Origin of the sequence: Thermomonas carbonis (assembly GCF_014396975.1) — a bacterium.
Lineage (GTDB): Bacteria > Pseudomonadota > Gammaproteobacteria > Xanthomonadales > Xanthomonadaceae > Thermomonas > Thermomonas carbonis.
The window spans coordinates 2,487,145-2,509,167 of sequence record NZ_CP060719.1 but is presented as its reverse complement, the minus strand read 5'-3'; the positions used below and the strand labels follow the sequence as shown (position 1 = coordinate 2,509,167).

Genomic DNA, 22,023 nt, shown 5'->3' with positions numbered 1-22,023 from the left:
CCGCGAGCCCGCTGCAGTGTCGTTGCCACCGTCCCCGGGACGGCCATGTTAACGGCTGCGCGGCAGACCCCGCCATCGCCGGGTGCGTCGCACTCGTGCTTATGCGGAACGAACAATGCCCCGTGCGACCTACCCTCGGGTGGCTGTCGCCGGCCCTGCACCACGAACCAGGAAACAAGCGCTCCCGCGGCATGCCGTGGTGTTGCAGCGCTGGAACACTTGGAGCGACGCGGCGCGCACTCGCGCAGCCACGGCGCTTGCGGTATCCAGATGTGAAACGCCCACGGCGTTCCGCGCGCAGATGCGCGCTAGGAACCCACCATGAAGCGAATGCTGATCAATGCCACGCAGGCGGAAGAACTGCGGGTAGCCATCGTTGACGGCCAGAACCTGTACGACATCGACATCGAACAGCCGTCCAGGGAAAACAAGAAGTCCAACATCTACAAAGGCCGGATCACCCGGCTTGAACCGTCCCTCGAGGCGGCCTTCGTTGAATACGGCGCGGAACGCCACGGCTTCCTGCCGATGAAGGAAATTTCCCGCGATTATTTCCAGGCCGGCGTCGACCCCAACAAGGGCACGATCCGCGAGCTGCTGCGCGAAGGCCAGGAAGTCGTGGTCCAGGTCGACAAGGACGAGCGCGGCAACAAGGGCGCTGCCCTGACCACGTTCATCTCGCTGGCCGGCCGCTACATGGTGCTGATGCCGAATTCACCGACCGCCGGTGGCGTGTCGCGCCGGATCGAGGGCGACGACCGCGCCGAGCTGAAGAAGGCGATGGACGCGCTGGCGATCCCCGACGACATGGGCGTGATCATCCGCACCGCCGGCGTGGGTCGCGATGCCGAAGAACTGCAGTGGGACCTCGACTACCTGCTGAGCATCTGGCGCGCGATCGCCGACGCCGCGCTGAGCAAGCCGTCGCCGTTCCTGATCTACCAGGAGTCGCGCCTGATCGTGCGCGCCCTGCGCGACTACATGCGCTCCGACGTGGGGGAGATCCTGGTCGACACCCCGGAGATGTACGCGGAGGCGCTGGACTTCGTCGAACAGGTGATGCCGCACAACAAGCGCAAGCTGAAGCACTACACCGACGACACCCCGCTGTTCAATCGCTTCCAGATCGAGTCGCAGATCGAGAACGCCTACGAGCGCACCATCCGCCTGCCGTCCGGCGGCGCGCTGGTGATCGACCAGACGGAGGCCTTGACCGCGATCGACGTCAACTCGGCGCGCGCCACCAAGGGCGGCGACATCGAGGAAACCGCGTTCAACACCAACCTGGAGGCGGCCGAGGAAGTGGCCCGCCAGTTGCGCCTGCGGGACCTTGGCGGGCTGGTGGTGATCGACTTCATCGACATGTCCAGCAACAAGCACCAGCGCGACGTCGAGAACAAGCTGCAGAACGCGCTCAAGTACGACCGCGCGCGCGTGCAGATCGGCCGCATCTCGCGCTTCGGCCTGCTCGAGATGAGCCGCCAGCGCCTGCGCAACAGCCTGGGCGAAGCCAGCCAGATCGTCTGCCCCACCTGCGAAGGCCACGGCCGCATGCGCAGCGTGGAATCGCTGGCGCTGTCGATCATCCGCGTCGCCGAGGAGCACGCGATGAAGGACAACACCGGCCAGGTGCTGGTGCAGGTGCCGGTGGAAATCGCCAATTTCCTGCTCAACGAGAAGCGCAGCGCGCTGCGCGAAATCGAGGCCCGCCACGACGCGCCGATCGTGATCGTCGCCGACGAGCAACTGCACACACCGCACTACGAAGTCACGCGCATCCGCGAAAACGAGATGGGCGAGGAAACCGCCAAGCCCAGCTACCAGCGCGGCACGCCGCGCAAGCTCGCCACCATCGCGTTGAGCAAGGCGCAGCTGAACATCCCGGCTGCGCCGGCGGTGACCAACGTCAAGCCGGCCCAGCCGGCACCGCTGCGCGAACCGCGCCCAATGCCGGCGGAAGCCGCGCAGCCGGCCCCGGTGCCGGTCGCGCAGGTTCCCGCGCCGCAGCAAGTCCAGGCCAGCGGCGGCGTCATCGGCTGGCTGCGTGGCCTGTTCGTCGGTGCGCCGGCCACCCCGGAGCCGGCCAAGGTCGAGCAACCCGGCGGTCGTCGCGAAGAGCGCGGCAACCGCGGCCGCAACGACCGTGACGGCCGCGGCAACCGCGATTCACGTCGCGACGAACGCGGCAATCGCGATGAAGGCCGTCGCAATGCGCAGGGCGAGGCACGTGGCAACAAGCCGCAAGGCGAACAGAAGCAGCCGCAGCAGCCACAACAGCAAAAGCCACGCAACGACAAGCAGCAACAGCAGCCGAAGCAGGATAAGCAGTCCCAGCCGCAGCAGGACAAGCAGCCGAAGCAACCGCAGCAGCAGAAGCCACAGGGCGACAAGCAGCCGCAAGCGCCCAGGCAGGACAGGCAACAGGCGCCGAAGCCAGTCGTTGCCGAGGCCGACATCGAGATCGTGGCGTCGCCCGTCGCTGTCGCCGCGGCGAGTGCGGCAGCACCGATCGTGGCAGCGCAGGACGAGACCGGCCTGACCACCGCCGCCGGCATCGAATCGCAGGACGAAGCCAATGCCTCCGACGATGCCAACGGCGAAGCGGGCGGCAAACGGCGTCGTGGCCGTCGCGGCGGTCGTCGTCGTCGTCGTGGTGCCGGTGAAGCCGGTGGCGTGGCCGATGACGGCTCGCTCGACCAGGACGGCGGTGCCGACGAGGCATTGGGCGTCGACAGCGGGCAACCCGAGTTTGATTTCGACGACATCGCGCCGGCTGCGCCGCAAAACAGCGTCGCCGCGGATGAAACAACCCGCGTTCCCTCGCCCGCCGTTGCCGCCGTCGCTGCCATGGCCGCTGCACCCGTGCTCGTGGAAGCGGTCGCGGCATCTGCCGTCGCCGCAGAATCGCGTGCTGAGCCGATCGTCGAAGCCAAGGCAGGGATCGAGTCGCTCGTCGCCGATCAGCCCGCATCGATCCAGTCGGACGCAGAAGCGGTGATCGTCGAAAGCGCCACGTTCGATACCGCTACCAGCAGGGCCGCGCCGCTCATCACGGTGAGCGAGACCGTCGTGGACACGGTGATCGAAGCCGTTCCGCCGGTCGACGACACGACCGCGACCGCTGCCGTGGAAGTCGAGCCCGCGGCAAGCGAGCCGACCCAAGTCGAAATTGCGATCCCGGCGATGGAAGCGCCTGTCGCTGTCGAGCCCGCACTCGCCGAAGTGGCGAGCGTCCAGCCTGCGATCGAAGCCGTCGCCGCCGAGCCCGCAGCCGCGGCAGCCGACACCGCCTCAGTCGACGACGAAGCGGCACGTCGTGCAGAGCAGCTGCGCGGTCTGTTCCAGACCGCACGCCATGAGCCCGTCAGCGCGCCGCAGGCGCAGGACGGCGCCGCTGCCGAGGCCAACCGCGGCGGGTGACGCTGCGGGATCCAGCGCGCGCCGTCAATGCACGGCGTGCGCCGGATCGACCAGACCGTACTGACTGACCAACCGCGCCAGTGCAATGCTGTCGCGGATGCCGAGCTTGTCGAACAGGCGGGACTTGTGGGTATTGATGGTCTTCGCACTCAAGCTGAGCCGCTTGGCGATGGCTTCCTGGCGCATGCCCTGATTGAGCAGCAGGGCGACTTCCATCTCGCGCGGGGTCAGCATGTCGAACGGCGACGCCGCATCCCGGCTCATCCCGGACAACGCGATACCCTGCGCGATCGCGCTGGCCAGGTATTTCTTGCCGCGTGATACGTCACGCACCGCACGCAACAACTCGGCCGCATCGCAGGCCTTGCCGATGTAGCCGCACGCGCCCGCCTCTAGCAAGCGGCGCGGCATCGGCCCGTCCTCCAGCACCGACACCACGATCACTTTGCTGGCGTAGTCTCCGCGCACGATCCGCTCGGTGACTTCCAGTCCGCTAATACCCGGAAGGTTGAGGTCGCACAGGACCACGTCGGGCTTGAGCTTGCGGATCTGCGGCAATGCGTCCTCGCCGCTTTCGGCTTCACCGAGCACTTCGATATCGACTTCGCGACTCAGGATCAGGCGAAAGCCAGTGCGCACCAGCGCGTGGTCGTCGACGATGAAAACCTTGATGCTCATGGCAGCTCCCCGATTCGATGGGGACACGCTACCGAACCAACTGGTCCCATCCCAGCAGGGTATGCCGCGACGGCAAGTAGGAAAAGTCCTACCCGGTACCAACGCGTCAGAAGGAAGATGGCGGAAGCGGTGAGATTCGAACTCACGGATGGTTTTACCCATCGGCGGTTTTCAAGACCGCTGCCTTAAACCACTCGGCCACACTTCCGTAGCGCGCATTTTCGCACGTCAGAGCTGTTTCGGGACCTGCTTCGAGCCCGCCTTGGCATTTGCCTTGGCTTTCAGGCAGGCCGGGTCGCTGCATTCCAGGCGCGCGGCTTCGAGCAGCTCGGGCAGGCGCTCGGCCAGGAAGTCGATGAACACCCGCACCGCCGGCAGCAATCCGCGGCGGGACGCGAACACAGCGTGGGCGATGCCCTGCGGCAGGCGCCAATCGGGCAACACCACTTCCAGGTCGCCGCGGCGCACCGCATCGGCACATACGGTTTCCGGCAGCAGGGTGATGCCGATGCCGCCCTCCGCCATCGCCTGCATCATCGGGAAATCGAAGCCGGTGATGCGCGGCTGCAGGTCGATGCGGCGCACTTCGCCATCCGGGCCGTGCAGTTCCCAACGCTGTCGGGCTTCGTCCTCGCTGATGCTGAGAGTGACGTGCTCGGCGAGCTGCTCCGGCGACGTCGGGCGACCGGCGCGATCGAGATATTTCGGGCTGGCCACCAGCAATTCCTGGATCTGGCCGAAACTGCGCATCACAAGGCTGCCGTCGTCGTCCAGCTTCGCGCGCACACGCAGGGCGACATCGACCCCCTCGTTGATCACGTCTACCCTGCGGTTGCCAACGATCAGCTGCACGCGCACCTTCGGGTACAGCGCCATGAAATCCGGCAGCAGTTTCGGGAACTGCTGCTGTGCCATCGACACCGGCACGCTGACCCGGATGGTGCCGCGCGGCTCCGCGCTGAGGCGATCCACTGCCTCGCGCGCGGCCTGCGCCTCGGCCAGCATCGACTGCGCGTGGCGATGCACGCTGGTACCGACATCGGTCACCGCGAACCGCCGCGTGGAGCGTTGCAGCAGGCGCACGCCCAATTCGGTTTCCAGCGCGCTGATGCGCCGGCTCAGACGCGACTTCGGGATGCCGAGCGCGCGTTCCGCGGCGGCGAAACCGCCGTGATCCACCACCGCGGCGAAGTAGTAAAGATCGTTGAGGTCTTGCATGGCGATAATTCCGCTTATGGAACGTATCGTGGTATTGAACCCGCTTTATCCCGAATATGCAACGGAGGAGGATGCACTCCAACGCGGCACGGCCGCCAGCAACGGGGCACTTCCATGAAACTCCTGCATCTCGACTCGAGCATCCTTGGCCAGCATTCGGCCAGCCGCGAATTGAGCGCGGCAATCGTCACCCGCTGGCTGCGCGACGTGCGCGGGCTGGAGGTCACGTATCGCGACCTCGCCGCCAATCCGCTGCCGCACCTCAGCGGCGGATCGCTGGCGCTGGCCGATGCCGACGAGGCCGCTACCTCAGCCGCGGTGATGGACGAATTCCTGTCCGCCGACGTGATCGTGGTCGGCGCGCCAATGTACAACTTCGGCATTCCCAGTCAGCTGAAGGCCTGGATCGACCGAGTCGCGGTGGCCGGCAAGACCTTCCGCTACACCGCTCAGGGTCCCCAAGGCTTGGCCGGCGGCAAGCAGATAATCGTGGCCGCGACGTATGGCGGGCTGCATCCGATCGAAAGTGGCCGCAACTTCGTTGAACCCTACCTGCGCCAGGTCTTCGCGTTCCTCGGCATCGACGATGTCGAATTCGTCAGCGCCGAAGGCCTGTCGGTCTCGCCGGAGCAGCGGGTGACGTCGCTCTCGGCCGCACGTGCACGCATCGATGTTGAGCTGCCGCTGGCAGCATGACGCCACATCAGTTTCGCGTTCCCCCTCCCCTACCCGGAACGCAACGGGCCCGCAATGCGGGCCCGTTTTTCATGGTTACAAAGCTTTAGAGAGTTCCTGGAACGTGCTTTCAGTGCACAAAGTAAGCATTGGTGTCCAGGCTACTCAGATATTTCAGCTGGCTGTACTGCCCGTTCGGCCACACGATATTGGCACCGGTGCCCTCATTCCTCCAGAAGATGTCGCCTATGCCATCGCCATTGAAATCTCCGACGAACTTGATCCGCCAATCGGGGCTGGCGACGTTCGTCATCGACACTTGGGTGAAGTAGTTGCCCGAGTGCCAGATGATGCCATCGCCCGTGCCGATGTTGCGCCAGACCACGTCGTCCTTGCCGTCGCCATTAACGTCACCGGAGCCGAATACGCGCCACTGAGTGTTCACCACACGAGTGACCTCCTGCAATTGCGCGCCCGTGCCGGCCCACCAGATGATGTTGCGCCCGCTGACGGCGTGCTTCCAGAACACGTCATCCTTGCCGTCACCATTGAAATCGCCCACGGTCACAACCTGCCAGTTCAGATCGGTGACCGTCATCTCCCACACCAGCCCGGCGTATTCACCGTTTTTCCAGATGATGGTCTGTCCGGTTCCCTTGTTGCGCCAGAACAGGTCGGAACGGTCGTTACCGTCGAAGTCGCCCACCCCGACCACCTCCCAGTCAGCCCCCACACCGGTGCCGCCGGGCGTTGATAAAAGGCTTTCAGGTAAAGGTAGTTTTGCCCCGTGGTGCTTCGGTAGAAGACGTCCGAGGCTCCGTCACCATCGAAATCGCCGACGCTAGCCTTCCAGGTGGGATCCACCAACGGCGGGCAGGGATTGACGCAGGCCGCATTCGAGTCCCCCATAACCAGATCCAGGCTAATCCATTGGTTTTGTGGCGCCAGTAAAGGTCGGTCACGCCATCGCCATCGAAATCCACCAAAGGCAAGGATCGATGTTTCGGCTTGCAGCCATGCAGGATCGTCACGCCGGAGAATGTGGCCGCGGCCAGGTCAGCGCACCCGTCGCCATTCAGGTCGCCGAGGGCGAGTGCATTGGCGTGGCCTTGCTTGAGGGTATAGGCGACATCGTTGCCGAATCCGGGCAGCTCGTAACGCTCCTGCGTTTCGATTCCCCCATCACCATCGCCTAACACACTTGCCGAAGCGAATCCCCAATGCCCAAGCACCAAGTCGTTGTCACCATCGCCCCCGACGTTCCCCAAAGTAGCGCCGTGGTACTGGAGTGCACTGGGATCTGCCGGGACAGTTCCAATGCGCCAGCCATACCCCGTCGATAGATATTGAGTCTCGCGTACGGCGCTTCCTCGCTATCGGCGGTAATTGCCTCATTCCGACCGTCGCCGTCGATATCTGCTACCAGCACGGTCGTCGGATACGCACCAGACGGCCCAACTGGATGGGAATAGGCGACTGCAGCCTGTAGCCCGCCGGCACCATCATTCGGGAAGACAAAGAACCGTGCAGAGGTTCCGGCAGTGATCACGACATCGGGGCGGTTGTCGCCAGTCAAGTCCCCCACATGCAGGCCGCGAAAACCGGCTCCAGATCCCGCCTCGGTCACGAACCCCTTGGCGGAAGAAAATCCGCCCATGCCATCACCGAAATAAACGCTCAACTGGTTCGGCCATTCATTCTCGCCATGACAGACGATGTCCTGGTTCCCGTCCTGATTGATGTCCGAAGGGCCTTGCGCCATGAAGCGGCAGCCTGCGGACACAAGCTGGTACCGTATGGCTTGGGGGGTACCCTGCTGACCCAGCCGGATCGCCGCGACGCCATGGTCGGTGCCGATCACGACGTCCTGGCGTCCATCCTTGTCGAGATCCACGAATTTCAATGAATTGATCCCGTTGCCATCGGGGAACAAGGGAATGCGCTGGGGAGCACCAAGCGAGCCATCGCCGCCCTGGTGGTAGATGACAAGGGAGTGCGGTGCCGGATACCGGGCGGATTCGGTGACTGCCAAGTCGGCACGACCATCGCCGTTGGCGTCGCCGATGGCGACGTTCGATACCACACTCATCTGCAAGGACACCCGCTTGGGCTGACCGAAGCTCGCTGCTTGCGCATTCGTCATCAGCAACACGCCCGCGCACAGAAAGCCACATGTGGTTCGCTTCATGTCAGTCCATATTGTCCAAGATCGGATCCAGAGTTGATATGGCGGACATATCCGCCTGTGCTTGCGCCATACGTGCGCTGGAACACACCCAGCACGGGGATGTGGCGCAAGCCAAGAATAAACCTGAAGGCTCACGCTGTTTCGACATTCCTGAACCAACGCCTCAAATCGAACAGCCAAGGTGCCATGCGGGCCAGGAGACTGCAGGTGATCACGATGGCGATCGAAGTTGCGAACAGCAACGGGAGCCGGGTCGGTTCGCTCAATCGCCACAGCCAACCAAACCACCCGAATGCGACGGCGACTTTCACCAGGTACAGATGGAGAATGAAGGCACCGATGCTGTATTTGCCGAGACGAAAGATCCGCCCTTTGAATCTGGCGCAAGCCGCCAGCACGCCAAATACGCCCATTGCGGCCAGCAGCAGATACAACATGCGGTAGCCGAGTCCCTGAAACGCTCCCACGCGCCATTCGGAATAGCCAACGCTTCCGTAGTACCACTTGAGACTGAAATCACGTGTCATCCACGCAGCAGACGCCAGCAGGGCGAGTACTGCGAATCCGACCAAGGGGCTGACAGCGGGCAATCGGTTGCCTTGCCTAGCTCCCCACTGCTGACCCGCGACGAAGAACGGCAGGAACACCAGCGTGCGCGAGAGCGACCATTCGTAGCCGATAAAGGGCATGAATCCCGCCAGCAGCGCGATCGCGCACGCGACCAGAACCGGGCGTCCCGTCGCCAACAGGAAGGGGAGCATCGTCCGCCACCACAACAGACTCATCAGGTACCAGAGCGCCCAGTACGGAATGTTCGGACGAAAGGTGAAGGGATGCTTGAACAACAGCGCATCCATCCCCTGCAGCAGGAACTGGTGCAGGAGGTAAACCCCGACGATCCCGAGGAGAAGTCGGCGCGCATAAGCCACATCCAGCGTGGTGCGCGACACCATCCCCGACAGGAAGATGAACGCGGGCATGTGGAACAGGTAAATAAACCTGTAGATCAGGTCTGCCGGGCCTGACATCACCTGCTCCAGCAGGTGGCCAAACACCACAAGGATGATCAGGACGAACCGAACTCCGTCGAGCTCAACCGCCCTGGCAGAGTGCACCGCCTCATCTGGTGAGCGCATGGGTCATCTCATGCATGCGCATCAGGCGATGCGCTCGATACCGCCCATGTACGGACGCAGCGCCTCCGGCACATCGATGCTGCCGTCAGAGTTCTGGCAGTTCTCCATCACCGCGATCAGGGCGCGGCCGATCGCGACGCCGGAACCGTTCAGCGTATGCACGAGTTCGGGCTTGCCGGTCGCCGGATTGCGCCAGCGCGCCTGCATGCGGCGCGCCTGGAAATCGCCGCAGTTGGAACAGGAACTGATCTCGCGATAGGTCGCTTGCGAAGGCAGCCAGACTTCCAGGTCGTAGGTCTTGATCGCACCGAAACCCATGTCGCCGGTGCACAGCAGGACCTTGCGGTACGGCAGGCCGAGTTTTTCCAGCACGACTTCCGCGCAACGGGTCATGCGCTCGTGTTCGGCGTCCGACTCGTCGGGCTTGGTGATGCTGACCAGTTCCACTTTCTCGAACTGGTGCTGGCGAATGAAGCCGCGGGTGTCGCGACCGGCACTGCCGGCTTCGGAGCGGAAGCACATCGAATGCGCGGTCATCCGCAATGGCAGCCGCTCTGCTTCGAGTATCTCCTCGCGGACGATGTTGGTCAGCGGGACTTCCGAGGTCGGGATCAGGTAGCGCTTGTGTTCGCCCAGTTCGGTTGAGAACAGGTCGTCCTCGAACTTCGGCAACTGGCCGGTACCGCGCATGGCCTCGGCATTGACGATGACCGGCACGTTGGTTTCTTCGTAAGCATGTTCGCCGGTGTGCAGGTCGAGCATGAACTGGGCGAGTGCGCGATGCATCCGCGCCAGCTGGCCACGCAGCACGGTGAAACGCGCGCCGCTGAGCTTGGCGCCGCTGTCGCCATCCAGCCAGCCGTTGCGCGCGCCGAGCTCGACGTGATCCTTGACCTCGAAATCGAAGTTCTTCGGCGTGCCCCAGATCTTCTGCTCGACGTTCTGGCGTTCGTCGCTGCCGAGCGGCACCGACGCATCGGGAAGATTGGGTATGCCCAGCGCAATGACTTCGATCTGGCCGCGCAGGTCGTCGAGTTCGACCTCGGATGCTTTCAGCTCATCGCCGAATGCAGCGACTTCGGCCATCACCGCGGACACATCCTCGCCCTTCGACTTGAGCATGCCGATCTGCTTGCTGCGCGTATTGCGCAGGTTCTGCAGTTCCTGGGTGCGCATCTGCAATTGCTTGCGGCGCGCTTCCAGCGACTCGAGGTGGCCAACGTCCAGCTCGAAGCCGCGGCTGGTGCGCAGGCGTACGGCGAGTTCGGCGGGATTGGAACGCAACAGGACAGGATCGAGCATCGCGAGGGGACTTCCGTGGGCGAACGCACATTATCGCCCGAGCCGGGCCGCATTGGCGCTGGCACGCAGACGCCCTGTGCCAGAATGTGGGCATGGTCGATCCCGCCGTTCCGCGCAAGCCGCTGTTGCCGCCGCAGGCCGTCAAGGTTCTCGCCATCGCGTTCGGTGTCGGCCTGCTGCTCTTCCTGCTGCTGTGGCTGGACCAGCGCAACGACACCGACTTCTTCAAGGGCGGCGATCCCGATACCGCGACCGGCAGCACCGATAGCCTGCCTGCACCGTTGCCGGCGGATGTCGCCAGCGATGAAGGCAATGCCAGCGGCCTGCGCCTTCCGGCCATTGCGCAGGACAAGTCGCTGCCTGCGGTCGAGCAACCGCGCATCATTGATGAACCGCCACCACCGCCACCGCCTCCGGCGGCACCCGCCACACCCTCCGCGCCGGTCGCCAGCGGCAGCGACACCCCGGTGCCGATCAGCCAGCCTGCACCGCGCTATCCGCAGGAAGCACTCCGCCGCAATATCGGCGGCACGGTGCGAGTGAAGGTGACGGTGGCCACGGATGGCAGCGTCGATCGCCTGGACGTGGCGGAAAGCAGCGGCGATCGCTACCTGGATCGCGCGGCGATGGAAGCCGTGCGGCGCTGGCGCTTCCAGCCGGCCGTGCGCGATGGCCAAGCGGTGGTGGCCGACGTGGTGGTGCCGATCGCCTTCAATCCCGGGGGTTGATCACGCATCCGCAACGAAACGTGGACGCCACGGCGACATCCCTGAATCCCCCTCCCTCTCGAAAGCCACAAGCACCGCGGATTGATGCACTGCTAACGAATCGATCAGGACACTCGGTCGCGTGTATCCACACGACGAGGAGATCGACATGACGAACGTCCAGAACGGTTTCGATTCGCAGTTGCCGCACGATGTCCCGCAAGATCTGCAGCCAGAACCGACTCGCGCCCGCAAGACGCTGCTTCTGCTCTGCTTGCTCGCGATCACCGGTGCCGCTTGGTGGACGATCCAGGATCGCAGCCACGCGGTGGATGCCGCGCCGTCGCTGGCATCCACAGCCACCCTGCCGGTACCGATCGACGAATCGCCGATGGCACCGGCACCGGCACGCGATGCCAAGCCGGCCGTCAAGGCACCGGTGACCAGCCGCTCCCGTGATGCGTCACTGATCGCCAGGAGTCAGGTGTTGCCGAAGTACCCGGCATCGGCACTGCGCTCCGGCGAAACCGGCACCGTGTTGGTGCTGGCGAACATCGATCGCAATGGCGTGCCGATCGAGGTGAGCCTGGACGACCGCAGTGGCAATCGCGAGTTCGATCGCTCCGCCCTGCAGGCCGTGCGCCAGTGGCGTTTCCAGCCGGCCCTGCGGGATGGCAAGCCGGTCGCCTCCACGGTGCGTGTCCCGGTCGAATTCGCGCTTGAACGCGGCTGATCCCGACATGCAACGTGCTAACGAAACGGCCCGACGAGTGCGGGCCGTTTCGTTTGCAGCGCCGGACTTCCCGATCAGGCCTCGGCCAAACCGCAACCCGCGCCACGCGCCAGCACATCGAAGCCGGGGAACGAGGTCGCCACGTTGGCGACATCTCCGATCCGTACCTCGCCGCGCGCCCGCTGCGCAGCCACCGCGAATGCCATGGCGATGCGATGGTCGCCCTGGCTGTCGACCACGCCGCCCTGCAACTCAGCCGGATGGATGGTGCCCCCGTCCGGCGTTTCATCGACCTGCAAACCCAACGCACGCAGGCCTTTGGCCATCGCCGCCAAGCGGTCGGATTCCTTGACCCGCAACTCGGCGGCACCGCGCACCACCGTAGCGCCCTGCGCATGCGCGGCAGCGATGAACAGCGCGGGGAATTCATCGATCATGTCCGGCACCAGCGCCTCCGGCACCTCGATGCCGTGCAGCGGCGCGTGGCGAACCACCAGGTCGGCCACGGGTTCACCGCCATGCGTCGATGGATTTTCTTCGACGATGTCGGCACCCATCATCCGCAACGCTTGCAGCAGTCCGGTGCGACGCGGGTTCAGGCCCACCTGCTTCAAGCGAAGCTCGGAGGCCGGCACGATGCTGGCCGCAACCAGGAAAAACGCGGCGGAAGAGAAATCCGCAGGCACCGCGATGTCGGTCGCGCGCAGGCGCTGTCCGCCACGCAGGCGCGCGAGGCCCGGCGAGAATTCGATGTCGACGCCGAACGCGCACAACATGCGTTCGGTGTAGTCGCGGGTCGGATGCGGCTCGCGCACCACCGTCTCGCCATCGGCATACAGGCCGGCCAGCAGCAGCGCGGACTTCACCTGCGCGCTGGCGACTTCCAGCGTGTAGTCGATGCCGGTGAGCGCTTGCCCGCCATGGATGCGCAGCGGCGGCAATCCGCAAGATTCAGTGTCGATGCGCGCGCCCATCTTCGACAAGGGCTCGGTGACGCGACGCATCGGCCGCTTCGACAAGGACGCATCGCCGACCAGCACGCTGTCGAAGCGCTGCGCCGCGAGCAGGCCGGCCAGCAAGCGCATGCCGGTGCCGGCATTGCCGCAGTCGAGCGCTCCATCGGCGGCTTGCAGTCCGTCGATGCCGACGCCATGCACGATCCGCCGTGAGGGCGAGGGCGTTTCGATGCGCACGCCGAGCTGCGAGAAAATCGCCGCGGTGGCGCGGGTGTCCTCGCCTTCCAGGAAGCCGTCGATGGTCGAGACACCATCGGCCAGCGCGCCGAACATCACCGAACGATGCGAGACCGACTTGTCGCCGGGGATCTCCAACGTGCCGCGCAGCGGACCACCGGCGGAGGCCATCCAATCGAGCGATCCGTCACTCACTTCATCACCTCGTCCAGCGCGGCGAGCAGGCGCTGGTTCTCGACCTCGGTACCGACGGTGATCCGCAGGCATTCGCCCAGGCCGTAGCCACCCATCGGCCGCAGCACCACGCCGCGCCCGACCAGCCGCGCCTCGATCCGGGAACTGTGGTCGCCGAATTCGACCAGCAGGAAATTGGTCTGCGACGGCGCCACTTTCATGCCGCGTGCGCGCAACGCGTCCGCGAGCGCCTCGCGCTGGGCACTGTTGCCGGCGATCGACGCCTGCAGGTGGTCGACATCGGCCAGTGCGGCTTCCGCCGCGACCAGGCCAAGCGCATTGACGTTGAAGCTCTCGCGCACGCGTTCCATCACCGCGATCAGGCCCTCGTCGGCGACCGCGAAGCCGACCCGCAAGCCGGCCAGCGCATACGCCTTGCTGAAAGTACGGGTGACCACCAAATTCGGGTGGAGCGTCACCAGAGGCAGCGCGGACGCGTAGTCCGGCGCATTGGTGAATTCGGCGTAGGCCTCGTCGACCACCACGATCACGTCACCCGGCACCTGCGCCATGAAAGCCGCAAATTCGTCTGCGGCGTACCAGGTACCGGTCGGATTGTTGGGATTGGCCAGGTACACCAGCTTGGTGCGCGGGCCGATGCTGGCACGCAACCCCGCAAGGTCGTGGCCGCGCGGCATCGCGTTTTCTCGCGGCAGCGCCGGTGCGGGACGCAAGGTCGCGCCCGCGGCCTGCGCGGCCAGCGCATACACCGCGAAGCCGAACTTCGACGCGACCACTTCATCGCCGGGGCCCGCGAACACCTGCGCGAACTGCATCAGCAGTTCGTGCGAACCATTGCCCAGCAACAGGTTGGTCGGCTGCACGCCATGGTGTGCGGCCAGCGCGCGCTTGAGGTCGCCGCCGAGCGGATCCGGATAGATGTGGATGCCGTCGAGCGCGCGCTGGATCGCCTGCCGCGCCTCCGGGCTGGCGCCATACGGGTTCTCGTTGGATCCGAGCTCGACCAGCTGTGCTTCGGCGAAGCGACGGCGCAGCGCGACCAGGTCATGGCCGGGATCGTAGGCGCGCAATTCGCGCACACCGGGGCGGGCCAGCCGTTCGAAGTCGACCATGCGCGCCTCAGAGAATCGCGACGGGATAGGAACCGAGCACGCGCACTTCGTCGCCCTTGTCGGCGATCTCGTCCAGCGCGTCCTTCAGCGGCGATTCGTCGCGATGACCGGCGACATCGATGAAGAACGCGTACTGCCAGAGATGGCCATGCGCGGGGCGCGATTCAATCCGGTTCATGCTGATGCCGCGACGTGCCAGCGGCTCCAGCACGCCGTACAGCGCACCGGGACGGTCGCGGATGAACACCAGCAGCGAGGTCCGGTCGTGGCCCGACGACGGGAACGACTCACGGCCCAGCACGAGGAAGCGCGTGGTGTTGTCGCTGCGGTCCTCGATCGGGCCGGCGATCTTCTTCAGGCCGTAGACATGCGCGGCGGATTCTCCGGCAATTGCAGCAGAATCATCGGCGTTGCGTGCGCGCCGCGCGCCCTCTGCATTGCTCGATACCGGCACTTTCTCCGCCTTCGGCAAATGCGTGCGCAACCAGCCGCCGGTTTGTGCGAACGCCTGCGGATGCGCGTAGATGCGTTCGATGTCCTCGATGCGGCCACTGCGCGAGAGCAGGTGCTGGTGCACGCGCAATTCCACTTCACCGCAGATCTTCAGCGGCGAGGTCAGGAACAGGTCGAGCGTGACCTGGATGGTGCCCTGCCCGGAATTCTCCACCGGCACCACGCCGAAATCGGCATTGCCGGCGGCGACTTCCTGGAACACTTCCTCGATGCTGGCCAGCGGCAGGCCATGCGCGGAATGGCCGAAGTGCTTGTGCACCGCCTGCTGGCTGAAGGTCCCTTCCGGCCCGAGGTAGCCGATCTTCAGCGGCTCCTGCTGTGCCAGGCAAGCCGACATGACTTCGCGGAACAACCGCACCAGCACTTCATCGGACAGCGGGCCATCGTTGCGGTCGACCACCTTGCGCAGCACCTGCGCCTCGCGCTCGGGGCGGTAATAGTCGACCGCGGCCGCCAGCTTGCCCTTGGCCTTGCCGACCTGGTGCGCCCATTGCGCGCGCTCGGCGATCAGCTCCTGGATGCGCCGGTCGATGCCGTCGATCTGGGTGCGGACTTCGGCGAGGTCGGGCTTCAGCTCGCCCTTCCCTGCCGCGTCGACCTGCGGCTTCGCGGCCTTCTTCGCGATCGGCTTCTTGATGTCGGTCTTCTTAGCCATGGCGCTGTTGGAACTCCTGCATGAAATCGGCCAGCGCCTGGACCCCGGCTTCCGGCATTGCGTTGTAGATGGAGGCGCGCATCCCGCCCAGCACCCGGTGGCCCTTCAGCGCGACCAGGCCGGCGGCCTTGCTCTCGGTCAGGAAGGCCGCATCGAGCGCCGGGTCGTGCAGGAAGAACGGCACGTTCATGCGCGAACGTGCGTCGATGGCGACGTCGTTGCGGTAGTAGCCGCCGGAGCCGTCGATCGCCGAATACAGCAACGCCGCCTTGCGCGCGTTGCGTTCCGCGAAGACGGCCACGCCGCCTTCGTCGAGCATCCATTTGACGGTGAGCCCGAGCATGTACCAGTTCCAGGTCGGCGGCGTGTTGAGCATCGACTCGCCTTCGAGCTGGGTGCGGTAATCGAAGATCGGCGCGCGCGGCTGGCCGGCGCGTTCGAGCAGGTCGCGGCGGGCGATCAGCACGGCGATACCGACCGGCCCGAGGTTCTTCTGCGCGCCGGCGTAGATCGCGCCGAAGCGGGTGATGTCGAGCGGTTCCGAGGCGATCGAGGAGCTGAAATCGGCGATCACCGGCACGTCGCCGGCAGTCGGAATCTCGCGGAATTCGACGCCGTGGATGGTCTCGTTGGCGGTGACATGCAGGTAGGCGGCGTCGGGCGACTCCGTCCATTCGCCGCGCGCCGGCAGGCTGCGGAAACCACCGGCCTCGGTGCTCGCAGCGATGCGCGCATCCGCACTCGGGGCCGCCTGCTTCAGCGCGGTCTTGCCCCAGTGGCCGGTGACCACGTAGTCCACCGTTTGCCCGGCATTGGCGAAATTCAAGGGTAGCAGCGCCTGCACCGTGGTCGCGCCGCCGGCGGTGAACAACACGGCGTAGTCGTCGGGGATCGACAGCAGGGTGCGCAGGTCAGCTTCGGTGCGATGGGCGACCTCGAGGAACGCCTCGCCGCGATGGCTGATCTCGACGATCGAGGCACCGCTGTCGCGGTACTCCAGCATCTCCGCCTGGGCCTGGCGCAGGACGGGTTCCGGCAGGGCCGCAGGACCGGGGCTGAAATTGTAGGCACGCGACATCGCAAGGGTCCGACAGGTCGAAGTCCCGAGTATGCCGCAGTGCAGCAGCCTGCGCGGCCATGGTTGCGACGGCAACATATTGCGGACGATTGGGCCGGTATGCATGAAACTTCGTACACGGCTTTGGCTCTAAGCTGGCGTCACCACCCGCAACGCTGGAGCAAGGCCGCCATGAACCTGCGCGAGGCACTCCGCATCCCCTCTGCAGACGTGACCGAAGAATCCGTGTATCGCGACCGCCGCCGCGTGCTGGCGATGCTCGGGGCGGTGCCTGCACTTGGCATCGCGGGCTGTTCGGAGGCCGCGCCGCCGGCGTCCACCGCCACGATCACACCGGAGCAGGCCAAGGCCGGCTTCAGCACCGCCGAGGAGCTGACCCGCGAACTCGACGCCACTACCTACAACAATTTCTATGAGTTCGGCACCAACAAGGACGACCCGTCCAACGCCGCCAAGACCCTGCGTACCTCGCCCTGGACGGTGGCGGTCGGCGGCCACTGCGCCAAGCCAGGAAAACTGTCGCTGGAAGACCTGATCAAGGGACTGTCGCCGCAGGAGCGGATCTACCGGATGCGCTGCGTGGAAGGTTGGTCGATGGTGATCCCGTGGCTGGGCGTGCCGCTGGGCGACGCGCTCAAGCGCTTCGAACCCACCTCGAAGGCGAAGTACGTCGCCTTCACCAGCCTAGCCGATCCAAGGCAGATGCCCGGCGTGCGTTCGCCGGTACTGGACTGGCCCTATCGCGAAGGCCTGCGCATCGACGAGGCGATGAATCCGCTGACCCTGCTTGCAACGGGCATGTACGGCAAGACGCTGCCGCAGCAAAACGGCGCGCCGTTGCGGCTGGTGGTGCCGTGGAAGTATGGCTTCAAGGGAATCAAGTCGATCATCGCAATCACCTTCGTCGAGCGCATGCCGAAGACTTCGTGGAACATGTCGCAGGCCTCCGAGTACGGATTCTTCTCCAACGTGAATCCCGCGGTGGATCACCCGCGCTGGAGCCAGGCCAGCGAGCGCCGCATCGCCGGCAGTGCCAGCAAGCTGTTCGCCGAACGCATCCCCACCCTGCCGTTCAATGGCTATGCCGCGCAGGTGGCGTCGATGTATGCAGGCATGGATTTGAAGAAGTGGTTCTGACCGCTCGCTCCGCGCCTGCGGGCCCGTGAGCCTTTGCACGACACGCCGTAAATACGTCCATGCAGGCTCATCGACGACATCCATGTCGTCGAAGGTCGCTCAAAGGCTCACGGGCCCCACATGCGCTCGCTGATTCTTCCTAAGACGCTTGTCCACCTCGCCGCGCTCACCCCGCTGGCGATTCTGTTGTGGCAGATGTGGGGCGAGGCAAAGGGCTTCAGCAACGCACTGGGCGCCGATCCGGTCGCCGAGATCGAACACCGCCTGGGCCTGTGGGCGCTGCGTTTCCTGATGATCACCCTGGCGATCACGCCGCTGCGCCAGCTGACCGGCTGGAACGTGCTGGTGCGCTTCAGGCGGATACTGGGGCTGTATGCCTTCGCCTACGCCAGCCTGCATTTCGCCGCCTACCTCGGGCTGGACCTGCGCGGCTTCTGGGCGCAGATCTTCCAGGACATCATCAAGCGCCCCTACATCACCGTGGGCTTCATCGCCTGGCTGCTGCTGGTGCCGCTGGCGGTCACTTCCACCACCGGCTGGATCAAGCGTCTGGGTCGCAACTGGGCACGCCTGCACAAGCTGGTCTACGTGATCGCGGTGCTGGCGGTGCTGCACTTCTGGTGGCTGGTGAAATCCGACCTGCGCGAGCCCGCGCTGTATGCCGGGATCCTCGCGGTACTGCTGGGCTGGCGTGCCTGGAAAGCACTCAAGGCGCGCGCCACTGCCAAGGTGAAGGCTAGAAGCGTTCCTGCAGCACGCGCTTGATCTCGTTCTCGATCGGGTCCTTGAACATCGCGGTCAGGAAGCCCAGCTTGGCGTGCACGTGCAGGTCGTCCTTCCCCAGTTCGATCTGGCCGTCCACGCCCGAGCGGGTGAAGTTGAGGATGTCGCCGTTCCATGCGCATTCCATCTGGAAGCGTTCGGCCAGCTTCTTCGCGACTTCGTCGATCGCCTTCTTCGCCTTGGCCTTGGGCAAGGCATGCGGGTGGCGGATATCGATGCGGGACATGCGGCGATCCAGTGAGGTGGTGAGCGCGCATTGTGCCGCGCGGTACGAGCCGCAACCAGCCTGCATGGCCCGCCGCGCATGCTAGATTGCCGCCCGATGAGCGAATTGCGCCTGCGTTTCAGCGATGGCGACCAGCCCGACCTCGCGGTCGGCGCTGGCGTGCACGCGCTCGGCCGCCTGCCCACGGGGCTGGGTCCGGTCGACGCCGAACAGTCGTGGCTGCTGCGGGTGAGCAACGACCGCCGCGGCCTGTGGCTGACCGTGGCCGAGGGATTGCGCGGCGTCCACGTCAACGGCCGCCCGGTGCAGCACGTGGCGATGCTGCGTGCCGGCGACAGCATCCATGTCGATGGCGGCGAGCTGCTGCTGGTGGCTGCGAATGCCGACCGTGTGGCCGCCCCGGTGATCGCCGGTCGCGACCCGGTGGGCAACCTGCGCCTGGTCCTGCGCGGGCTGGGCGGCAATCACCACGGGCGCAGCCTGAACCTGGAAAAGCCGCGCCGGATCGGCAGCGCCACCGACGCCGACCTGCGCATCGACGGTCCCGGCATCGCCCCGCAACACGCGCTGATCGAAGCCGTGAACGGCCAAGCCGTCCTGCGTGATGCCGCCGCCGACGTGCAGGTCAATGGGCAACGCGTGCGCCATGCATTGCTGCAGGCCGGCGACCAGGTGGCGTTCGATGTGCAGCATCGGTTCGTGCTGGAAGGACCGCCGCCCGCGGCCGTGGTGCAGCCGCCGCGCGTGCGCGAGGGCAACGGCGATGGCGACGACGACCTGCCCGCCAGCGGTCGCCGGCACTGGACACTGCGGGTTCCGTGGCTGTTGCTTGCGGCGATCCTGCTCGCGGCGGCGCTGTCCGCACTGTTGCTGTTCGGCGCGCGCTGAGACGCGATCAGCTCATCCGGAACGGATCCGGATCGGCGGCGAACAGGCGCTGCATCACCCGGGACTCGTTGTCGCGGATCTCGGCAAGAAATGGCTCGGCATCACCCAGCTTGCCGAACGCCTCGAAGCCGCGCTCCAGGAAGCCCTGCAGCTCGCCGAACCCCATCGCGCGCGCCGGCATCCGCGAGATCTTCAACAGCGCCCCCACGCCGTGCATCCGCAATGCAGACCACAGGCCGTGACCGACCTCGTCGATCAGGCTGATCTGGCGTGCGCGCAGGCGCCGATGGCCCACCTCGCGGTAGGCACGTGCATACAGATCGGCGTCGATGCTGCGACGGCGGCCGCCGAGCGCCTGCAGTGCCTCGACCATGCGCAGGTCGAGCGCGTGCGTCAGTACCGCCAGCTCGATGCCGTCCGCCACGGTCTTGAGCAGGGCCGCCGGGAGCAGCTTCTGCATCATCGGAATCACCCGCGCGATGTCCGCATCGCGTTGGCTGAAGTCTCGCTCGCCGTACAAGTCGGTCAGAAAGAACTGCGCGGCCGGTCGGCGCACCGGATCGCCCAGAAAACCGCCAAAGCTGCGCTGCAGCCGCTGTGCTTGCCACGATTGCAGCGGCTTCAGCCAGCGCGATGCATTGCGCGGCTCGCGCTCGGGGTCGTACATCACCTGATGCCACGCCAGACGCCGGCTGAGGCGCGCGATGGGGTCGGGGCGGGCAGGTTTCCCGGCGGGTTTCCTTGCAGATTTCTTTGCAGGCATCGGTGCAGTGTCGAGGCGCTGGCGCGTCGACGCAATACTCCAACCCGCTCCGCTACACTCGGCCGCGACCCACGCGAGCGAACCGAATGCTGTCACTGCATGCTGCCCAGCAACGCCATCCCGGCCGTACCCGTGCCCCGCGCATCGGCCTGGCCATCGCCGGCGGCGGGCCGATCGGGGCGATGTACGAACTTGGTGCCCTGCGTGCGCTGGACGAGGCCTGCGACGGCCTGGATCTGACCCGGCTGGACTGCTACGTCGGCGTCAGTTCCGGCGCGTTCTTTGCCGCCGGTCTGGCCAACCGCATGGACACTGCGGAGCTGTGCCGGATCTTCATCACCGGTGAAAGCGACGACGTGGTGTTCCGCCCGGAAACCTTCCTGCGCCTGGCCACCGACGAATACCTGCGACGCGCCGTCGCGTTCCCGAAACTGGCCGCACGCCTGACCCGCGACATGCTGTCCGGGCGCGGCGATTCGCGCTGGTCCGACATCGTCACCCGCATCGGCGGGCTGGTCCCGACCGGCATCTTCGACAACGCCGGGGTCGAGCATTTCCTGCGCGAGGTGTTCACCCGGCGCGGCCGCAGCAACGATTTCCGCAAGCTGGAGCGCCCGCTTTACGTGATCGGCGTGGACCTGGACAGCGGCGAGGCGGTGCGATTCGGCGACGCCGGCTGGGACAGCGTGCCGATCTCGCGCGCGGTGCAGGCCAGCGCCGCGTTGCCCGGCCTGTATCCACCTGTCGAGATCCGCGGCCGCCACTTCGTCGATGGCGCGTTGCGCCGAACCATGCATGCCTCGGTGGTGCTGGAACGCGACGTCGACCTGATGCTCGGCATCAACCCGCTGGTGCCATTCAATCCCGGCACCGATGCCTATGCCGATGCGCAGGCGCACCGCTTCAGCGACCGCCGCATCGCCGAGGGTGGTTTCCCCGGCGTGATCTCGCAAGCGCTGCGGACGATGCTGCAGTCGCGCATGCAGGTCGGGCTGGCGCGCTACCCGGGCCAGTACCCGCACATCGACCAGGTGGTGTTCGAGCCCAACGCCGACAACCGCGAATTGTTCTACACCAACATCTTCAGCTTCGCCGCGCGCCGCCGGATTTCGCAGCTCGCCTATCGCAACACCTTGGCCGATCTGCGCAAGCGTCGCGACGAACTGGAACCGGTGCTGGCACGCCACGGCATCCGCTTGCGCGCCGACGTGATCGCCGACCGGCCGCGCTCGATCATCGCCCACCTGCCATCGCAGGCGCGCAGCACCGAAACAACCGCGATCCTCGATCGCGCGCTGGACGAAATAGAACATCGCCTGCGTACCGACAAACGCGCGCAGGCCCGCGGCATGGTGTGAATGCTCTAGACGCCGACGCGATCCTGCGTCGCAATCCAATCCCCGCGCGTCGCCGACGCACACAG

At 65.7% G+C, this 22,023-nt stretch carries 21 protein-coding genes and 1 tRNA gene; 8 read left to right on the top strand and 14 right to left on the bottom strand.

Going from position 1 to position 22,023, the window contains the following annotated elements:
* Positions 1-321: 321 nt before the first annotated feature.
* Complete coding sequence (locus tag H9L16_RS11620) at positions 322-3,420, top strand: Rne/Rng family ribonuclease (RefSeq protein WP_187551843.1); 3,099 nt, start codon at positions 322-324, stop codon at positions 3,418-3,420.
* 24 nt (positions 3,421-3,444) lie between these two features.
* Here H9L16_RS11620 and H9L16_RS11615 read toward each other — a convergent pair whose 3' ends face one another.
* From H9L16_RS11615 to H9L16_RS11605, 3 genes are all read right to left on the bottom strand, one after another.
* Positions 3,445-4,098 (bottom strand): response regulator, encoded by a 654-nt coding sequence (locus H9L16_RS11615; RefSeq protein ID WP_187551842.1) that lies wholly within the window; start codon positions 4,096-4,098, stop codon positions 3,445-3,447.
* Between the two features lie 118 nt (positions 4,099-4,216).
* A tRNA-Ser gene (locus tag H9L16_RS11610) sits at positions 4,217-4,306 on the bottom strand.
* A gap of 20 nt (positions 4,307-4,326) precedes the next feature.
* Entirely contained in the window at positions 4,327-5,316 is a 990-nt protein-coding gene (locus H9L16_RS11605) for a LysR family transcriptional regulator (RefSeq protein ID WP_187551841.1), read from the bottom strand.
* Positions 5,317-5,430: 114 nt separating this feature from the next.
* On the opposite strand from H9L16_RS11605, the gene H9L16_RS11600 reads away from it, so the two are divergent.
* On the top strand, positions 5,431-6,012 hold the full coding sequence (locus tag H9L16_RS11600) for an FMN-dependent NADH-azoreductase (RefSeq protein WP_187551840.1): 582 nt from the start codon (positions 5,431-5,433) through the stop codon (positions 6,010-6,012).
* 109 nt (positions 6,013-6,121) lie between these two features.
* On the opposite strand, the gene H9L16_RS11595 is transcribed toward H9L16_RS11600, so the two are convergent.
* From H9L16_RS11595 to serS, 5 genes are all read right to left on the bottom strand, one after another.
* Positions 6,122-6,697 carry an FG-GAP repeat domain-containing protein gene (locus H9L16_RS11595; RefSeq protein ID WP_187551839.1) on the bottom strand — a complete coding sequence of 192 codons (576 nt, stop codon included), beginning with the start codon at positions 6,695-6,697 and terminating at the stop codon, positions 6,122-6,124.
* A 58-nt stretch (positions 6,698-6,755) separates the two neighbouring features.
* Entirely contained in the window at positions 6,756-7,190 is a 435-nt protein-coding gene (locus tag H9L16_RS16555) for an FG-GAP repeat domain-containing protein (RefSeq protein ID WP_425507271.1), read from the bottom strand.
* Positions 7,184-8,179, bottom strand: coding sequence for an FG-GAP repeat domain-containing protein (locus H9L16_RS11585; RefSeq protein WP_187551837.1), 996 nt, complete (start codon positions 8,177-8,179; stop codon positions 7,184-7,186). The genes H9L16_RS16555 and H9L16_RS11585 overlap by 7 nt, the downstream gene beginning before the upstream one ends.
* Positions 8,180-8,310: 131 nt before the next feature.
* The gene (locus H9L16_RS11580; RefSeq protein WP_187551836.1) at positions 8,311-9,315 is read right to left on the bottom strand and encodes an acyltransferase family protein; all 1,005 of its coding nucleotides are present in this window, start codon (positions 9,313-9,315) and stop codon (positions 8,311-8,313) included.
* A gap of 21 nt (positions 9,316-9,336) precedes the next feature.
* Complete coding sequence (gene serS, locus H9L16_RS11575; protein WP_187551835.1) at positions 9,337-10,617, bottom strand: serine--tRNA ligase; 1,281 nt, start codon at positions 10,615-10,617, stop codon at positions 9,337-9,339.
* A 92-nt stretch (positions 10,618-10,709) separates the two neighbouring features.
* Between serS and H9L16_RS11570 the strand changes: the two genes are divergently transcribed.
* Both H9L16_RS11570 and H9L16_RS11565 read left to right on the top strand, forming a co-directional pair.
* Positions 10,710-11,345 (top strand): energy transducer TonB, encoded by a 636-nt coding sequence (locus H9L16_RS11570; RefSeq protein ID WP_187551834.1) that lies wholly within the window; start codon positions 10,710-10,712, stop codon positions 11,343-11,345.
* A gap of 148 nt (positions 11,346-11,493) precedes the next feature.
* On the top strand, positions 11,494-12,057 hold the full coding sequence (locus H9L16_RS11565) for an energy transducer TonB (RefSeq protein ID WP_187551833.1): 564 nt from the start codon (positions 11,494-11,496) through the stop codon (positions 12,055-12,057).
* A gap of 74 nt (positions 12,058-12,131) precedes the next feature.
* On the opposite strand, the gene aroA is transcribed toward H9L16_RS11565, so the two are convergent.
* The 4 genes from aroA to serC are packed head-to-tail and all read right to left on the bottom strand — an operon-like array spanning position 12,132 to position 16,803.
* Positions 12,132-13,421: a 3-phosphoshikimate 1-carboxyvinyltransferase gene (gene aroA / locus H9L16_RS11560; protein ID WP_425507270.1), complete on the bottom strand. Its 1,290-nt coding sequence runs from the start codon at positions 13,419-13,421 to the stop codon at positions 12,132-12,134.
* A 20-nt stretch (positions 13,422-13,441) separates the two neighbouring features.
* The gene (gene hisC / locus H9L16_RS11555; protein ID WP_187551831.1) at positions 13,442-14,557 is read right to left on the bottom strand and encodes a histidinol-phosphate transaminase; all 1,116 of its coding nucleotides are present in this window, start codon (positions 14,555-14,557) and stop codon (positions 13,442-13,444) included.
* A gap of 7 nt (positions 14,558-14,564) precedes the next feature.
* Entirely contained in the window at positions 14,565-15,725 is a 1,161-nt protein-coding gene (pheA, locus tag H9L16_RS11550) for a prephenate dehydratase (protein WP_187551830.1), read from the bottom strand.
* Positions 15,718-16,803 (bottom strand): 3-phosphoserine/phosphohydroxythreonine transaminase, encoded by a 1,086-nt coding sequence (serC, locus tag H9L16_RS11545; RefSeq protein ID WP_187551829.1) that lies wholly within the window; start codon positions 16,801-16,803, stop codon positions 15,718-15,720. The genes pheA and serC overlap by 8 nt, the downstream gene beginning before the upstream one ends.
* Before the next feature lie 171 nt (positions 16,804-16,974).
* Between serC and msrP the strand changes: the two genes are divergently transcribed.
* Positions 16,975-17,940 carry a protein-methionine-sulfoxide reductase catalytic subunit MsrP gene (gene msrP / locus H9L16_RS11540; protein WP_187551828.1) on the top strand — a complete coding sequence of 322 codons (966 nt, stop codon included), beginning with the start codon at positions 16,975-16,977 and terminating at the stop codon, positions 17,938-17,940.
* 120 nt (positions 17,941-18,060) lie between these two features.
* On the top strand, positions 18,061-18,705 hold the full coding sequence (gene msrQ, locus H9L16_RS11535) for a protein-methionine-sulfoxide reductase heme-binding subunit MsrQ (RefSeq protein WP_187551827.1): 645 nt from the start codon (positions 18,061-18,063) through the stop codon (positions 18,703-18,705).
* Here msrQ and H9L16_RS11530 read toward each other — a convergent pair.
* Positions 18,677-18,949, bottom strand: a complete 273-nt coding sequence (locus H9L16_RS11530; protein WP_187551826.1) for a polyhydroxyalkanoic acid system family protein — start codon at positions 18,947-18,949, stop codon at positions 18,677-18,679. The two genes, msrQ and H9L16_RS11530, sit on opposite strands and share 29 nt — an antisense overlap.
* A gap of 96 nt (positions 18,950-19,045) precedes the next feature.
* Here H9L16_RS11530 and H9L16_RS11525 point away from each other — a divergent pair, with 96 nt between their 5' ends.
* Positions 19,046-19,837: an FHA domain-containing protein gene (locus H9L16_RS11525; RefSeq protein WP_187551825.1), complete on the top strand. Its 792-nt coding sequence runs from the start codon at positions 19,046-19,048 to the stop codon at positions 19,835-19,837.
* 7 nt (positions 19,838-19,844) lie between these two features.
* Here H9L16_RS11525 and H9L16_RS11520 read toward each other — a convergent pair whose 3' ends face one another.
* The gene (locus H9L16_RS11520; protein ID WP_229796586.1) at positions 19,845-20,504 is read right to left on the bottom strand and encodes a DUF8198 family protein; all 660 of its coding nucleotides are present in this window, start codon (positions 20,502-20,504) and stop codon (positions 19,845-19,847) included.
* A gap of 182 nt (positions 20,505-20,686) precedes the next feature.
* On the opposite strand from H9L16_RS11520, the gene H9L16_RS11515 reads away from it, so the two are divergent.
* On the top strand, positions 20,687-21,958 hold the full coding sequence (locus H9L16_RS11515) for a patatin-like phospholipase family protein (protein WP_187551823.1): 1,272 nt from the start codon (positions 20,687-20,689) through the stop codon (positions 21,956-21,958).
* Positions 21,959-22,023: the final 65 nt, after the last annotated feature.

Excerpts from the sequence above, each read along its gene's own strand:
- H9L16_RS11620 (WP_187551843.1), top strand. The coding sequence starts at position 322 with ATGAAGCGAATGCTGATCAATGCCACGCAGGCGGAAGAACTGCGGGTA.
- H9L16_RS11615 (WP_187551842.1), bottom strand. The coding sequence starts at position 4,098 with ATGAGCATCAAGGTTTTCATCGTCGACGACCACGCGCTGGTGCGCACT.
- H9L16_RS11605 (WP_187551841.1), bottom strand. The coding sequence starts at position 5,316 with ATGCAAGACCTCAACGATCTTTACTACTTCGCCGCGGTGGTGGATCAC.
- H9L16_RS11600 (WP_187551840.1), top strand. The coding sequence starts at position 5,431 with ATGAAACTCCTGCATCTCGACTCGAGCATCCTTGGCCAGCATTCGGCC.
- H9L16_RS11585 (WP_187551837.1), bottom strand. The coding sequence starts at position 8,179 with ATGAAGCGAACCACATGTGGCTTTCTGTGCGCGGGCGTGTTGCTGATG.
- H9L16_RS11580 (WP_187551836.1), bottom strand. The coding sequence starts at position 9,315 with ATGCGCTCACCAGATGAGGCGGTGCACTCTGCCAGGGCGGTTGAGCTC.
- serS (WP_187551835.1), bottom strand. The coding sequence starts at position 10,617 with ATGCTCGATCCTGTCCTGTTGCGTTCCAATCCCGCCGAACTCGCCGTA.
- H9L16_RS11570 (WP_187551834.1), top strand. The coding sequence starts at position 10,710 with ATGGTCGATCCCGCCGTTCCGCGCAAGCCGCTGTTGCCGCCGCAGGCC.
- H9L16_RS11565 (WP_187551833.1), top strand. The coding sequence starts at position 11,494 with ATGACGAACGTCCAGAACGGTTTCGATTCGCAGTTGCCGCACGATGTC.
- aroA (WP_425507270.1), bottom strand. The coding sequence starts at position 13,421 with ATGGCCTCCGCCGGTGGTCCGCTGCGCGGCACGTTGGAGATCCCCGGC.
- hisC (WP_187551831.1), bottom strand. The coding sequence starts at position 14,557 with ATGGTCGACTTCGAACGGCTGGCCCGCCCCGGTGTGCGCGAATTGCGC.
- pheA (WP_187551830.1), bottom strand. The coding sequence starts at position 15,725 with ATGGCTAAGAAGACCGACATCAAGAAGCCGATCGCGAAGAAGGCCGCG.
- serC (WP_187551829.1), bottom strand. The coding sequence starts at position 16,803 with ATGTCGCGTGCCTACAATTTCAGCCCCGGTCCTGCGGCCCTGCCGGAA.
- msrP (WP_187551828.1), top strand. The coding sequence starts at position 16,975 with ATGAACCTGCGCGAGGCACTCCGCATCCCCTCTGCAGACGTGACCGAA.
- msrQ (WP_187551827.1), top strand. The coding sequence starts at position 18,061 with ATGCGCTCGCTGATTCTTCCTAAGACGCTTGTCCACCTCGCCGCGCTC.
- H9L16_RS11530 (WP_187551826.1), bottom strand. The coding sequence starts at position 18,949 with ATGTCCCGCATCGATATCCGCCACCCGCATGCCTTGCCCAAGGCCAAG.
- H9L16_RS11525 (WP_187551825.1), top strand. The coding sequence starts at position 19,046 with ATGAGCGAATTGCGCCTGCGTTTCAGCGATGGCGACCAGCCCGACCTC.
- H9L16_RS11520 (WP_229796586.1), bottom strand. The coding sequence starts at position 20,504 with ATGTACGACCCCGAGCGCGAGCCGCGCAATGCATCGCGCTGGCTGAAG.
- H9L16_RS11515 (WP_187551823.1), top strand. The coding sequence starts at position 20,687 with ATGCTGTCACTGCATGCTGCCCAGCAACGCCATCCCGGCCGTACCCGT.